We start from the raw sequence: 14,260 nt of genomic DNA on the forward strand, positions 1-14,260 counted from the left end.
CAGGTTCCCCGGATCTCCCGAGAATTGAGGGGGTGCTCAGGCATGGTGCGGGTACTCCTGGTGGACGACCACCGTTCGTTCACCGATCTGCTGGCGCTGGGCCTGTCCGCCGAGCCCGACCTGTCCGTCGCCGGTGTGGCGCACTCGGTCGCCGACGCCCGCCCGCTGCTCGCGGGCGGCGCGGTCGACGTCGTGCTGCTCGACGTCCGGCTGCCCGGTGGCGGCCTCACCCTGCTCCCCGACGTGCACGAGGCGGGTGCCAGGGCACTGGTGCTGACCGCGCATCCGCGGGCCGCGCCCGCCCGGGAGGCCGAGATCGCCGGGGCCGCCGGGTTCCTCGGCAAGGACACCCCGCTGGCCGGGATCCTCGCCGCGGTGCGCACGGTCGCGGCCGGCGGCACCGCACCGGCCGCGCCCGCCGCGGACGCGCCGCACCTCACCCCGCGCGAGGCGGACGTGCTGGCCGGGCTCGCGCACGGCCGGGACGTCACCCGGATCGCCGGCCAGCTCGGGCTCTCGCTGCACACCGTGCGCGACCACGTCCGCGCCCTGCTCGGCAAGCTCGGCGCCCGGTCCCAGCTGGAGGCCGTGGTGGAGGCCGAGCGGGTGGGCCTGGTCGCGTTCGACCCGGAGGGCGAACCGGCGGCCCCGGCCCGGCCGCCCGGACTGCCGTGACCGTCGTCCGCCGGACCCTGCTCCGGCACGCGCTCGCCACGCTGGCCGCGGTCCTGCTGGTCTGCGCGCTGGTCGTGGCCGGCGTGTGGTGGCTCGCGCACGACGAGGCGGAACGGCGGGCCGAGCAGGTCTCGCACCGGGTCGCGGCGGCCGTCGTCGTGCCGCTGGCGGACCGCGACCTGGCCGCCGCCGGACCGGAGGCGCGCAAGCGGCTGCTGGAGGACGTCGCCCCGTTCCGCACCGTCGGGATGGTCAGCCGGGTCAAGGTGTGGCTGGTCGAGGGGCCGTCGGCGCGGGTGGTGTTCTCCGACGAGCCGAAGGTCGAGGGCCTGACCCGGCGGTTCGATCCCGATCTCGCCGCCCGGCTGGACGGCGGCGCGGCCGTCGTGCTCGCCGTCCCGGCCGACGACGAGCACCGCTACGAGCAGGGCCCGAGCCAGCGCGAGGTGTTCCTCGGCTTCACCGACGCGGCCGGCCGGCCGGCCCGGCTGGAGGTCTACGTCCCGGTCGACGTCACCGGGGCCACCATCCGGGCGCTCGGCCTGCTGGTGCCGCCGGTGATCGCCGGCCTGCTGGCGGTGGCGCTGGCCGTGCTGCCGATGTCGGTCGCGCTGGCCCGCCGCCGGGACCGGGAGCGGGCCGAGCGCCGGGACGCGGCGCTCTACGGGCTGGCCGCGGGCGAGCTGGCCCGCCGCGACCTGGCCCGCCGGCTGCACGACGACGTCCTGCCCGGCCTCGCCTCGGCCGGGATGATGCTGGATCTCGCCCCGGCCCGCCCGGAGCTGCTGTCCCGGGCGCGGGAGAGCGTCGGCGACGGGATGACCCGGATCCGCTCGGTGCTCGACGAGCTGCTGCCCGACGAGATCGACGCGGCCGGGCTGCCCGCCGCGCTGCGGGCGCTCGCGACGGCCGGCGAGCCGGTCGCCGCGGTCGAGACCGGCGCCACCGACGGGCTGGGCGACCGGACCGCGGTGCTGCTGCACCGGATGGCGGGCGAGCTGCTGCGCAACGCGCGGACGCACGCCGCGGCGGACCGGATCACCGTGCAGCTGGCCGTGTCGGGCGGGCGGGCCCGGCTCACCGTGTCCGACGACGGCACCGGATTCGATCCCGACGCGCATCCCGCACCGGGCCACGTCGGCCTCCCGCTGGTCCGCCGGGCGGCCGAGGACGCGGGCGGCCGGGTCACCGTGCGCAGCTCGCCCGGGGCGGGCAGCACGGTCGTGGTGGAGCTGCCCGCGGCCTGAGCACCGGCCCGGTGTGCGCGGAAGCACGGTCGGCAAACTTGCACTCACTGCACGATTCTCGCGTAGGATCGTTGTGTGACGTCAACTACCCGCTCCCCGGAGGAGGCGGCCACCCACCGCCGGACCGTGGTGCTCCCGCTGACCGGCCTGCTCATGGCCCTGTTCGTCGGCGTGCTGTCCAGCACGATCGTCTCGAACGCGCTCCCCCGGATCCTCGGCGATCTCGGCGGCACCCAGGCCGAGTACACCTGGGTGGTCTCGGCGGCCCTGCTGGCGATGACGGCGTCCACCCCGATCTGGGGCAAGCTGGCCGACCTCTACTCCAAGAAGCTGCTGGTCCAGGCGGCGATCGGGATCTTCCTGATCGGCTCGCTGCTGTGCGGGCTGGCGGTCTCGACGTCCCAGCTGATCGGTTTCCGGGTGCTGCAGGGGCTCGGGATGGGCGGCCTGCAGGCGCTGACCCAGGTGGTCATCGCGGCGATCATCACCCCGCGCGAGCGCGGCCGGTACATGGGCTACCTCTCGGCGATCATGTCGCTGGCGGTCGTCGGCGGCCCGCTGCTGGGCGGGGTCATCGTCGACTCGCCGCTGGGCTGGCGCTGGTGCTTCTTCGTCGGCGTCCCGCTCGCCGCGATCGCGATGGTCGTGCTGCAGCGCACGCTGAACGTCCCCACCGAGAAGCGCGACGACGTCTCCATCGACTACCTCGGCGCGCTGCTCATCGCGGCAGGCGTCTCCGCGCTGCTGCTGTGGATGTCGCTGGCCGGCAAGCAGTTCGCCTGGACCTCGCCGATCTCGATCGGGCTGATCGCGGGCGGGATCGTGCTGCTGGCGCTGACCGTCGTCGTCGAGCGGCGGGCGAAGGAGCCGGTGGTGCCGCCGTTCCTGTTCCGGGAGCGCACCGTGGTCCTGGCGACCGTCGCGAGCCTGTTCGTCGGCGTCGCGATGTTCGGCTCCACGATCTTCCTGTCCCAGTACTTCCAGCTGGCGCGCGGCGCGACCGCCACCGAGGCCGGGTTCCTGACCCTGCCGATGATCGGCGGCATGTTCCTCGCCTCGACCGTCGCCGGGCAGCTGATCACCCGCTACGGCGCCTGGAAGCGCTACCTGGTCGGCGGCGGCGTGCTGCTGACGGCGGGCCTGGCGCTCGGCGGCGCGGTGATCTCCTCGACGGTGCCGTACTGGCAGGTGGCGCTCACGATGGCGCTGGTCGGCCTCGGCGTCGGCGCCACCCAGCAGAACCTCGTCCTCGCCGTGCAGAACACGGTGGCGCTGCGGCACATGGGCTCGGCCAGCTCCACGGTGACCTTCTTCCGGTCGCTCGGCGGCTCGGCAGGCGTCGCCGGGCTGGGCGCGCTGCTGGCGTCGGTGGTCGGCAGCCGGACCGCCGCCGGCCTGGCCGACGCCGGTCTCGCCGACGGGGCCGGGCCGGTGAGCGGCGGGCAGGTCCCGAACCTGGCCGAGCTGCCGGAGCCGGTGCGCGCGATCGTGATGGAGTCCTACGGCCACGCCACCGCGATGATCTTCCTGGTGGCCGCGCCGCTGGCCTTCCTGGCGCTGCTGGCGATCCTCGCCCTGCGCGAGGTGCCGCTGCGCGACACCCTCGACCTGCCCGCCGAGCCGACCCACGGCGACGCGCCGGGCCCGGTGCTGCACGGCGTGGTCCGGGCCGACGGCGCCCCGGCCGGCGGCGCCGTGCTGACCGTGCTCGACCGGCACGGCGCCGAGCTCGGCAGCACCCGCGCCGACGCCGACGGCCGCTACCGGCTCTGCGTGGCCACCGGCACGGTGTCCACCGTCTACCGGTGGGAGGGCAGGCCGGCCGCGCACCGGGTGACGGTGCCGCAGGAGGGGCTGCGCCTCGACGTCGACATCGAGCCCGGCGACGGCCGGGAACGGCCGGAGATCGTGTCCGTGATCGATCCGCCGGCCCGGGAGAACGTGGGGGCCGACCGTGGCTGACGCCGTCCCCGGTCGCCGGGAGCGCAAGAAGGCCGCCACCCGGACGGCGATCGCGTCGGCGGCGCTGCGCCTGTGCAGCGAACGCGGCCTGGAGCACGTCACGGTCGAGCAGATCGCCGACGCCGCCGACGTCGCCCCGCGCACCTTCTTCAACTACTTCACCTCGAAGGAGGAGGCGGTCGTCGCGGGCAACGCCGCCTCGACCGACGTGCTGGTCGAGGCGTTCACCGCCCGCCCGGCCGACGAGCCGGTCCCCGAGTCGCTGCGGCACGCCCTGCGCGCCGTCGTCGCCGATCCGGAGCACCGGCAGCGGGTGCTGCGGATGCGGGTGCTGCGCGGGCACCCCACGCTGCTGGCCCACCAGCTCGCCGCGTACGTGGCCCAGGAGCAGGCGCTGGCCGAGGCCGTCGTCGCCCGCACCGGGGCCGATCCGGCCCGCGATCTGTACCCGGTGCTGGTCGCCGCGGCGGCGGTGACCGGGCTGCGGGTGGCCGTGCAGCACTGGCTCGGCGACCACGGCGCCGACCCGCGGGACCCGGACCTCCCCGAGCTCGTCGACGAGGTCATGTCGCACTTCGACACCGGGCTGCGCGCCGTGACCGGGGCACCGGCCTGATCCGGCCGGCCACGGCGGTCCTGCCGGCCCGGGCGCGGGCCGGCACCGGCTGAGCGGGACCGCCCTCAGCGCCGGTCGAACACCGCGGTGACCGGCCCGTCCGAGCGGTACCCCTGCCGCTGCAGCCACCCGTCCAGCTTCGACCGGACCGTGCTCAGCTCCGGCCGCCGGTGCGGCTCGGTCCGCAGCGCCTGCTTGAGCAGCGACAGGTGGGCGGTGCGGCTGGGCAGGTGGGTCAGCTTGGCGCCGGCGGCGGCCGCCCGGAGCCCGGCGACGGCGTCGCCGGACTCGCCGCGCGGCGGCTGCCCGCTCAGCGCGAACGACACCGCGGCCGCCAGCTGCCAGCCGTCCGACGACGGCGACGCCGGCTTCCCGGCGGCCGTCTCCGGGGCGAGGTAGTCGGGCGTGCCGAGCACGTACCCGGTCTGGGTCAGCGTCGAGTCGCCCTGCTTGCGGGCGATCCCGAAGTCGATCAGGTGCGGGTGCCCCTGCGGGTCGACGACGATGTTGCCGGGCTTGATGTCGCGGTGCAGCACCCCGGAGCGGTGCGCGGTGTCCAGCGCCCCGGCGATGCCGGTCCAGATGCGGGCTGCGGAGATGTCGTCGAGCGTGCCGCGCTCGCCGACCAGCTGGCCCAGCGACATCCCGTCCACGTACTGCATCACGATCACCAGCCCGTCCATCCCGCGCAGGCCGGGATCCGACGACGCGTGCAGCAGGTCGTAGATCTCGACGCAGCAGGGATGGCGCATCGACCCGAGGGCGGCCGCCTCGCGGCGGATCCGTTCCTCGGTCTCCGGATCGGCGGCGTGCGCCGACTTGACGGCCACGGTGTGCCCGAGCTTGGCGTCGTGGGCCAGCCAGACGCCGCCGAAGCCGCCCGCGCCGAGCCGCTTGAGCAGCCGGAACCGCGGCGCCCGGGGCGGTCCGCCGGGGACCGGCGCGACCAGGGTCGGCCGGCGGGGCGGGCCGGGCGGCGGCGGCGGGTAGGGGCCGCCGGAGCGCGGACCGCGCAGCGGACCGGCCGCGGGATGCCCGGCGGGGCCGGACGGGGGATGCGCCGCCGGTGCGGACCGCGGCCGGCCGGCCGGGGGCGAGCCGGGGGCGAGCGCCCCGGGGGCCCGGCCGGACGGTGGACGCGCGCCGGTGGACGGTGCCCCGAAGCCGACGTAGGGCGCGGCCTGCTCCACCGACGGGGCGCCGGAGCGCGCCGGCACCTCGGCGGGGGCCTGCGGCTCCCGGCGGGAGAACCGCTCGGCCAGCCGCTCCGCGACGCTCGGCGTGGCGCTGACCTGCGGCGCCGCCGACGATCCGGGACCCCGCCCGGCCCGCGACGAGCCGGTCGGCACGGCCCGCGGCTCCGGCGGCGCGTCCCGGGCGGCCCGGATCCGGTCGATCCGGGCCCGGGACGGGGGCGGGAACATCGGGACGACCAGCACGCCGAGCAGGCTGCCGCCGAGGATGCCGACCCACAGGTGCTCGGCGGTCCCGGCCGGGACGGCCGCGGTCAGCACGATCAGCGAGAACAGCGGCAGCCAGAAGAACTTGGCGGGCCAGCGCGGCCCGCGGCGCAGCGCGGTGCGGGCCTGGACGGCGACCAGCATGACCGCCAGCAGCGGCACGATCCCGAGCAGCACGACGGCCGTCACCGAGGTGACGACGTCGCCGCCGCCGATCGCACCGGCGACGCTGCCCCGGCCCAGGTAGCTGCTCTGGGTGCCGACGATCTCGCAGGTCGTCACCCGGATCGAGTCGGTGGCCGAGGCGGACAGCCCGGGCACCACCGGGTCACCCGCGGTGGCCCGGGCGAACACCCCGCCGGCCCCGACGAACACGGCGAGCGGGAGCAGGCCAGCCGCCAGCACGCCGATCCCGCCGATCAGCACCGACTCGGCGACGCCGTACCCGGACGACGAGCCGGAGCCGATCCGGCGGCGGATCAGCGCGACGACCGCGGCCCCCGCGGTGGGCAGCAGGCCGGCCAGCACGCCGAGGGCGGTGACCGACCACGCCCAGTCGCCGGGACAGACGTCCGGGATGCCGAGACCCCGGATACCGTTCAGCACCCCGGCGACGAGCGCCACCAGCGCGTCCACGCCCGCACCTACCCCTCGTCACCGGTTCCGCCGACTCCGGACGGCGGACCGGCCGGACCCCCCACTATGGCATCACACGGGTGGCGGACGGTCCGCGCACCGCGCGCAGCAGTACGACCGGTGGAAACGGCGGGCGGATCAGCGCAGGAACAGGTCGAGATCGGTGTTGAAGCGGTCGAGCAGCCCGGCCAGCGACTCCCGGTCGGAGTCCGGCCAGTGCGCGATCACGTCGCGCAGCGGTGCCAGGCGCGCGGCCCGGACCTGCTCGCGGGCGGCCATCCCGGCCGGGGTGAGCTCGACGCTGACCGAGCGCGGGTCGCGCTCGTGCGGGGAGACCTCCACCAGGCCGGCCCGGGAGAGCCGGGACACCTGGCGGCTGGCGGTCGGCTTGCTGACGCCGAGCTTGCCGGTCAGGGCGGTGAGGGAGAGCGCGCCCTCGTCGTCGAGCAGCATCAGGACCGGGTAGGTGTAGCGGTCCACGGCCTCGTTGGAGCCGTAACCGTGTGCCCACACCGACTCCATGGTGCGCCGGACGAGCAGGGTGATCTGCTTCTCCAGCGACTGCAGCGAGTCCTCGGATCGGTTGGAGCGCTCGACGGCGTCGAGGTCGTCGCGCTCGGCCGTGGCGACACTGCCAACGGTCATGTCGTCGTCAATCGGGCCAATCGGACGTTCCGTCATGTTTCGAATGCTACACACGTTGCGGATCGCAATATTCGGGTTCGCAATCATGTAAGAGGATCGAAAGGTTCCTTGCATGCGTTGGGCTGTTCGGGCTAATCGCGATACCTGCTCGGTTTTCTCGCGTGGCCCCGGCAGCGGACCTCTGGTTCGGTGAGGGGACCCCCGACGAGAGGACCGCCGATGGGCCTCACCCGTTCCGACGGACCACTGTCGCCGCACGCGCCGGCGACGGTCAACTACGCCCTCGACGGTCCGGCGCACAAGCTGCTGATGCACCCGTTCCCGCGGCGGGTCCGGGCCGAGCTGGCCGGCCGGACCGTGCTCGACACCCGGCGCGGGTTCCTGCTGCACGAGTCGAACCTGCTGCCGGTGCTCTACGTCCCCGAGGCGGACCTGGACGCGTCGACGCTGGTGGCGAGCGCGCACACGACGCACTGCCCGTTCAAGGGCGACGCCGCCTACCGCTCACTGCGGGTGGGCGACCGGACCGTCCCCGACGCCGTCTGGCACTACCCGGAGCCAGTGCCTGCGGCGGACTGGCTGCGCGGGCTGGCCGCCCTCTACTGGAACGCCGCCGACGCCTGGTACGACGAGGACGAGCAGGTCTTCGCCCACCTCACCGACCCCTACACCCGGGTCGACGTCCGGCCGACCGGGCGGCACGTCGTGGTCGCGCACGTCGCGGCCGACGGCCTCCGCACCGTGCTCGCCGAGTCGCACCGCCCGCTGGTGCTCTCCGAGACGGGCCTGCCCAACCGCTGGTACCTGCCACCGTCGGACATCACGGTGGACCTCTCCCCCGCCGACACCCGGACCCGGTGCCCGTACAAGGGCGAGGCCGCCTACGAGCACGCGGAGCTGCCGTCCGGCGTCCGGCTGGCGGACGCGTTCTGGCACTACCCGGACCCGCTGCCGGAGTCCGCCCGGATCGCCGGACTGCGCTGCACCACCGGCGGCCGCCGGGACGACGGCTCGGAGATCACCGTGACGGTCGACGGCGAGCCGGCCTGATCCCGGTGCCGCCGGGCGGCGGACCCGGTGGGTCAGTCCTCGTCCGGCACGAGCAGCGCCTCCAGCGCGGGCAGCGCCGCGACCAGCGCCGCGCGCTGGGCGGAGTCGAGCCGGTCCAGCCGCCGCGCGATCAGCGCGGTGCGGTGGCTGCGGACCTCCTGCAGGCAGGCCCGGCCGGTGCCGGCGATGCTGATCAGCACGCCCCGCGCGTCGCCCGGATCGGCGGCCCGCTCCACCATGCCCTGCTCGTCGAGCGCGGACAGCACCCGGGACATGGTCGGCGCCGTGACGCCCTCGCGCCGGGCCAGCTCGGAGAGCCGCAGCGGCCCGTGCTGCTCGACGGTGACCAGGGTGGACAGCTGCAGCGGCGGCAGCGTCTCGCTGCCGTCGATCCTGATCCGCCGGTTGAGCCGCCCGACCACCAGCCGCAACCGGGCGGCGAGCTCGTCGTCCCGGGTCTCCACGCCGCCGGTCACGGTCCCGCCACCGGAGTCAGCTCCCATCCGGACATCCTGCCAGCCGGACACGGAGCGACGGCACCGGCCTCGCCACGTGTCACAGTCGGTGAACGGAACGAGAGGAGAGAGCGTGCACGATCCCGTCGATCTCGCCGGACGGCTGGTCGCCCTGGACACCCGCGGCGGAGGTGAGCGGGTCGCCGCCGACCTGCTCGCCGATCTCCTCGACGACGGCGGCTTCGCGGTGTGGGTGACCGAGCCCGAGCCGGGCCGGGCGAACCTGGTGGCCCGCCGCGGCGCCGGCCCGCCGACCACGCTGACCGGGCACCTGGACACCGTCCCGGCCGATCCCGCCGGCTGGTCGTTCGATCCGCACGCCGGCGACGTCGTCGACGGGCGGCTGCGCGGGCGCGGGTCCACCGACATGAAGGGCGGCGTCGCCGCGATCACCGTCGCCGCGCTGCGCAGCGGGCCGGACGTCGGGCTGCAGCTGGTGTTCACCTTCGGCGAGGAGACCGGTGGCGACGGCGCGCGCACCCTCACCGATCTCGAGCCGTCGCCGCTGCTGCTGGTCGCCGAACCGACGTCGAACCGGGTGCTGCACGGCCACAAGGGCGTGCTGTGGCTGCGGCTGACCGCCGCCGGGGTCTCCGCGCACGGCTCGCGCCCCGAGCTGGGCCGCAACGCGCTCGTCACGCTGGCCCGCGCCGCGACCCGGCTGCACGACCACGACGGCTGGCCGGTCAGCCCCACCCACGGCCCGGCCACCTGCAACCCGGGCGTGCTGCGGTCGGGCACCCAGCCGAACCTGGTACCCGATCACGCCGAGCTGGAGCTGGACCTGCGGCTGGTCCCCGGGTTCGACGCCGGCGCCGCCCGCGCCGTCGTCGCCGGGCTCGCCGGGGACACCGGGCACCTCCGGACCGACACGATGATCGACCTGCCGGCGATCGGCACCGACCCGGCCGATCCGCGCGCCGCGCCGGCCGCCCGGGAGCTGGGCCACCGCGGCGGCGCCGCGGAGTTCGCGACCTACTTCACCGACGCCTCGGTGCTGGCGTCGCGGCTCGGCACCGGCGGCCGGGACTGCGCGGTGCTGGTCTGCGGGCCCGGCGACCCGGAGCTGGCGCACGTCACCGACGAGACCTGCTCGGCCGCGAACATCGCCGCCTGCACCGACGCGCTGGTCAGAGCTTGCGCAGCCGCACCCGGGTGACGTTGTGGTCGGGCCCCTTGGTCAGCACCAGGCTGGCCCTCGACCGGGTCGGCAGGATGTTCTGCTCCAGGTTCGGCGCGTTGATCGACGCCCAGATCGTCTCCGCGCGGGCCACCGCGGCGTCGTGGTCCAGCTCGGCGTACCGCCGGAAGTAGGACTGCGGGTCCCGGAACGCGGTCCCCCGCAGCCGCAGGAACCGCTCCACGTACCAGCGCCGGACGTCCGCGGTGGCGGCGTCGACGTAGACCGAGAAGTCGATGAAGTCCGACACCGTCAGCGCACCGGCCACCGCGGGCTGCAGCACGTTCAGCCCCTCGATGATCAGGATGTCCGGGCTGCGGACGACCAGCCGGGCGTCCGGCACGATGTCGTAGACCAGGTGCGAGTACACCGGCGCCGTCACCTCGGGCCGGCCGCCCTTGATCTCCGAGACGAACCGCAGCAGCTTGCGGCGGTCGTAGGACTCCGGGAAGCCCTTGCGCTCCATCAGGCCGCGCCGCTCCAGCTCGGCGTTCGGGTACAGGAAGCCGTCGGTGGTGACCAGCTCGACGTTCGGGTGCTCCGGCGAGCGGGCCAGCAGCAGCTGCAGCAGCCGCGCGGTGGTCGACTTGCCGACCGAGACCGAGCCGGCGATGCCGATCACGAACGGCGTGCGGGCGCTGGCCGCGCCGAGGAACCGGCGGTAGGCGCGGTAGAGCCGGCCGCCCTCCTCGACGTGCAGGTTCAGCAGCCGCGACAGCGGCAGGTAGACCTCGCGGACCTCGTCGAGATCGACGAAGTCGCCGAAGCTGCGCAGCCGGTCGAGCTCCTCGGCGGACAGCGGGACCCGGGTCGACGACGCCAGCTGCGACCACGAGCGCCGGTCGAAGTCGACGAACGGCGACGCGCTGCCCTTCGCCAGGCCGGACGGTTTTCGCCCCCGGTACTGCGGGGCCGGGTCGGACGCCGCCGCCGTCACTGGGTCACCGAGGTCAGGGCGTACTCGACGACCTGCGCCGGGCTGGACAGGATGTGCACCACCGCGTCGGCGACGACGGCCGGGTCCAGCCCGACCGCGGCCAGCCGCTCGGCGTAGCGGTCCCGCAGCGGCCCGTCCGGCCAGTCGTCGACGATCCCGGTGCGCACGAACCCGGGCGAGACCGTGGTGACCCGCACGCCGCGCGGGGCCAGCTCCATCCGCAGGCCCTCGGACACCGCGTGCACCGCGTGCTTGGACGCCGCGTAGACGGCGCCCGCGGCGGTCGGCACCCGGCGCCCGGACATCGACGAGATCGACACCACCGCCGGATCGGTGCCCGCCACCAGGTACGGCGCGGCGGACCGGGTGAGCACCAGCAGCGCCACCACGTTCAGGTCGAACATCCGCCGCCAGTCCTGCGGGGAGGCCATCGGCTGCTCCCCCGCCGCCGGGGCGACCTCGCCGGCGTGGAACACCCCGGCCGCGTTCACCAGCGCGTCCAGCCCGCCCAGCGCGGCGGCCGCCGTGCCGACCGCGGCCGGCACGGCGTCGTCGTCGGTGAGATCGACCGGCACCGCGACCGCACCGGGCAGCTCGTCGGCCAGCGCGCCGAGCCGGTCGGCCCGGCGGGCCAGCAGCCCGACCCGGGCACCCCGGGCGGCGAGCGCCCGCGCGGTCGCCTCGCCGATCCCGGCCGACGCGCCGCTCACCAGCACGCGGCGACCGGCCAGGGGCGACCCGCCGGGATCGGGTCCCGGTGTCGCGGACGGGGGCGTCGTCGCCGTGGTCATGGCTGACCAACCTAGCCCCCGACCGGTTCCCGTACGGCGTGACATCACTCGCAGCTCCCGCCGCGCGCCGCCCGCGGCCGCTCCGTATCGTCGTGCACCGTTGCAGCCCGCACCCGCCGTCCGGAGTGTCCCCGGTGACCGTCCTGCTCTCGTTGCTCGGCCTGCTCGCCGTGCCGGTGCTCACGCTGGGGACCGCGGTGTCGGTCGCGTCCGAGTTCTCGCTGACCGCGCTGGAGCGCAGCCGGATCGAGTCCGCCGTCGCCCGGCTCGGCGACCGCCGCACCCGGGCCGTCCGGCGCGCCCACGCGACCCTGTCCTTCCAGCTCTCCGGCTGCCAGCTCGGCATCACCGCGACCACCCTGGCCACCGGCTACATCGCCGAGCCGGCGATCGCCGGCCTGATCCGCCCGGGGCTGGAGGCGATCGGGCTGCCCGGCGGCTGGGCGTCCGGCTCGGCGACCGCGCTGTCGCTGGTGGTGGCCACCGTGCTGTCGATGGTGTTCGGCGAGCTGGTCCCCAAGAACCTGGCGATCGCGCACCCGCTGGAGGTCGCCCGGGCGGTGGTCTGGCTGCAGGCCGGGTTCGCGTCGGTGTTCCGGCCGCTGATCACCGGGCTCAACACGGCGGCGAACGCGATCGTGCGGCGGCTCGGCGTGGAACCCGCCGAGGAGCTGCGCTCGGCCCGCTCCCCCGACGAGCTGAGCTCGCTGGTCCGGGCGAGTGCCGCCAGCGGCAGCCTCGATCCGGCCACCGCCGCGCTGCTGGACCGGTCGCTGCGGTTCACCGACCGCACCGCGGGCGACCTGATGACGCCGCGGCCCCGGGTGGAGACGATCGACGCCGACGGCACGGTGTCCGACCTGGTCGCGCTCGCCCGGCGCTCCGGGTTCTCCCGGTTCCCGGTGGTCGACGGCGACCCGGACGTCCCGCTCGGCCTGGTGCACGTCAAGCAGGCGTTCTCGGTGCCGGCCGCCGAACGGGCGTCCACCCGGGCGCGCGAGCTGGCCCGGCCGGTGGAGACGGTGCCGTCGTCGCTGGACGGGGACCTGCTGATGACCCGGTTGCGCGCGGCCGGCCTGCAGACCGCGGTGGTCGTCGACGAGTACGGCGGCACCGCCGGGCTGGTCACCATGGAGGACCTGGTGGAGGAGATCGTCGGTGACGTCCGCGACGAGCACGACCGCGCCGAGCAGGTCCGGGTCCGCAGGCTCGGCGACGGCTGGGTGCTGTCCGGGCTCATGCGGCCCGACGAGGTGCTCGCCGCGACCGGCTTCCGGATGCCGGCGGGCGGCTACGAGACCCTGGCCGGGCTGGTGCTCGCCGAGCTCGGCCGGATCCCGGACGCCGGCGACGACCTGGTGCTCGACGGCTGGCGGCTGACCGTGCTGCGCCGCACCCGGAACCGGGTCGCCGAGATCCGCCTCGTCCGCGAGCCGGTGCAGCCGTCGTGAGCACCGGGGACCTGCTGGCGCTGCTCGCGGCGATCGCGCTGCTCGGGGCGAACGCGTTCTTCGTCGCCGCCGAGTTCGCCCTGATCTCCGCCCGGAAGGACCGGCTGGAGGCGATGGCCGAGGCCGGCTCGGCGGGCGCCCGCACGGTGCTCGACTCCGCGCACGACCTGTCCCGGATGCTGGCCGCGTCCCAGCTGGGCATCACGATCGCGTCGCTGCTGCTCGGGCGGCTCGGCGAACCGGCGGTGGCGCACCTGATCGACGGCCCGCTGGCCGCGCTCGGGGTGCCCGCCGCGCTCGCGTACCCGATCGCGTTCGGGATCTCGCTGCTGCTCGTGGTGGTCGCGCACATGCTGCTCGGCGAGATGGTGCCCAAGAACATCGCCATCGCCGGGCCGGAGCGGGCGGCGATCGTGCTGGTCCCGACGTTCCTGGTGTGGACGGCGCTGGCGCGGCCGTTCGTCGAGCTGTTCAACCGGATGGCGAACGGGACGCTGCGGCTGGCCGGGGTGACCCCGAAGGACGAGCTGGAGACCGCGTTCACCTCCGGCGAGCTGTCCGAGATGATCGACGACGCACGCCGCGAGGGCCTGCTCGACGACGACGAGTCCGCCCGGATCGGCCGCACGCTGGCCTCCGCCGAGTCGACCGTCGCCGACGTCGACGGGCTGGTCGTCGGCCTGGACGACCTGGTCTGCCTGGACGGCTCGCCCACCGTCGGGGCGCTCACCGCGGCCGTCGGGCGCACCGGGTTCTCCCGGTTCCCGGTCCGCAACGCGCACGGCAGGCTGACCGGCTACCTGCACGTCAAGGACGTGCTGGATCTCGCCGACGCGGACGCCGCCACCATCCCGCCGCAGCGGGTGCGCGCGCTGCCGCCGGTGCCGGTCGGGGCCCGGCTGGACGAGGCGCTCACGATCATGCGCGAGGCCAGGGCGCACCTGGCGCGGGCCGTCGACGACCGGGACCGCACGGTCGGCGTGGTCACCCTGGAGGACGTCACCGAGGCGTTCGTCGGGACCGTCCGGGACGCCACGCACGCCCCGGACGCCCCGCCCTGAACACCGGCCGGACCATCGGGGCCCGTACCGTCGG

13 protein-coding genes are annotated in these 14,260 nt (G+C 75.5%); 8 read left to right on the forward strand and 5 right to left on the reverse strand.

Annotation, left to right across the window (positions count from 1 at the left end; genetic code table 11):
• Positions 1-42: 42 nt before the first annotated feature.
• From ABD160_RS01535 to ABD160_RS01550, 4 genes are all read left to right on the forward strand, one after another.
• A complete protein-coding gene (locus ABD160_RS01535) occupies positions 43-675 on the forward strand; it encodes a response regulator transcription factor (protein ID WP_344017717.1) in 633 nt (210 codons plus the stop codon).
• Positions 672-1,922, forward strand: a complete 1,251-nt coding sequence (locus ABD160_RS01540; protein WP_344017718.1) for a sensor histidine kinase — start codon at positions 672-674, stop codon at positions 1,920-1,922. Before ABD160_RS01535 ends, ABD160_RS01540 begins: the two co-directional genes overlap by 4 nt.
• Before the next feature lie 75 nt (positions 1,923-1,997).
• Positions 1,998-3,884: an MDR family MFS transporter gene (locus tag ABD160_RS01545; protein ID WP_344017719.1), complete on the forward strand. Its 1,887-nt coding sequence runs from the start codon at positions 1,998-2,000 to the stop codon at positions 3,882-3,884.
• The gene (locus ABD160_RS01550; protein WP_344017720.1) at positions 3,877-4,500 is read left to right on the forward strand and encodes a TetR/AcrR family transcriptional regulator; all 624 of its coding nucleotides are present in this window, start codon (positions 3,877-3,879) and stop codon (positions 4,498-4,500) included. Before ABD160_RS01545 ends, ABD160_RS01550 begins: the two co-directional genes overlap by 8 nt.
• A gap of 65 nt (positions 4,501-4,565) precedes the next feature.
• On the opposite strand, the gene ABD160_RS01555 is transcribed toward ABD160_RS01550, so the two are convergent.
• Entirely contained in the window at positions 4,566-6,596 is a 2,031-nt protein-coding gene (locus ABD160_RS01555; RefSeq protein WP_344017721.1) for a serine/threonine-protein kinase, read from the reverse strand.
• A 138-nt stretch (positions 6,597-6,734) separates the two neighbouring features.
• A complete protein-coding gene (locus ABD160_RS01560) occupies positions 6,735-7,241 on the reverse strand; it encodes a MarR family winged helix-turn-helix transcriptional regulator (protein WP_344017722.1) in 507 nt (168 codons plus the stop codon).
• A 219-nt stretch (positions 7,242-7,460) separates the two neighbouring features.
• Here ABD160_RS01560 and ABD160_RS01565 point away from each other — a divergent pair, with 219 nt between their 5' ends.
• Positions 7,461-8,291, forward strand: a complete 831-nt coding sequence (locus ABD160_RS01565; RefSeq protein ID WP_344017723.1) for a DUF427 domain-containing protein — start codon at positions 7,461-7,463, stop codon at positions 8,289-8,291.
• 32 nt (positions 8,292-8,323) lie between these two features.
• Here the strand turns inward: ABD160_RS01565 and ABD160_RS01570 are convergent, their stop codons facing one another.
• Positions 8,324-8,794, reverse strand: a complete 471-nt coding sequence (locus ABD160_RS01570) for a MarR family winged helix-turn-helix transcriptional regulator (protein WP_344017724.1) — start codon at positions 8,792-8,794, stop codon at positions 8,324-8,326.
• 85 nt (positions 8,795-8,879) lie between these two features.
• Between ABD160_RS01570 and ABD160_RS01575 the strand changes: the two genes are divergently transcribed.
• Positions 8,880-9,965 (forward strand): M20/M25/M40 family metallo-hydrolase, encoded by a 1,086-nt coding sequence (locus ABD160_RS01575; protein WP_344017725.1) that lies wholly within the window; start codon positions 8,880-8,882, stop codon positions 9,963-9,965.
• On the opposite strand, the gene coaA is transcribed toward ABD160_RS01575, so the two are convergent.
• Positions 9,937-10,866 carry a type I pantothenate kinase gene (coaA, locus tag ABD160_RS01580; protein ID WP_344018001.1) on the reverse strand — a complete coding sequence of 310 codons (930 nt, stop codon included), beginning with the start codon at positions 10,864-10,866 and terminating at the stop codon, positions 9,937-9,939. The two genes, ABD160_RS01575 and coaA, sit on opposite strands and share 29 nt — an antisense overlap.
• A 53-nt stretch (positions 10,867-10,919) precedes the next feature.
• Entirely contained in the window at positions 10,920-11,714 is a 795-nt protein-coding gene (locus ABD160_RS01585; RefSeq protein ID WP_344017726.1) for an SDR family oxidoreductase, read from the reverse strand.
• Between the two features lie 134 nt (positions 11,715-11,848).
• Here ABD160_RS01585 and ABD160_RS01590 point away from each other — a divergent pair, with 134 nt between their 5' ends.
• Complete coding sequence (locus ABD160_RS01590) at positions 11,849-13,165, forward strand: hemolysin family protein (RefSeq protein ID WP_344017728.1); 1,317 nt, start codon at positions 11,849-11,851, stop codon at positions 13,163-13,165.
• Positions 13,162-14,226, forward strand: a complete 1,065-nt coding sequence (locus ABD160_RS01595) for a hemolysin family protein (protein ID WP_344017729.1) — start codon at positions 13,162-13,164, stop codon at positions 14,224-14,226. The genes ABD160_RS01590 and ABD160_RS01595 overlap by 4 nt, the downstream gene beginning before the upstream one ends.
• Positions 14,227-14,260 lie beyond the last annotated feature (34 nt).

It is taken from the genome of Pseudonocardia kongjuensis (assembly GCF_039526905.1).
GTDB classification, from domain to species: Bacteria; Actinomycetota; Actinomycetes; order Mycobacteriales; family Pseudonocardiaceae; genus Pseudonocardia; species Pseudonocardia kongjuensis.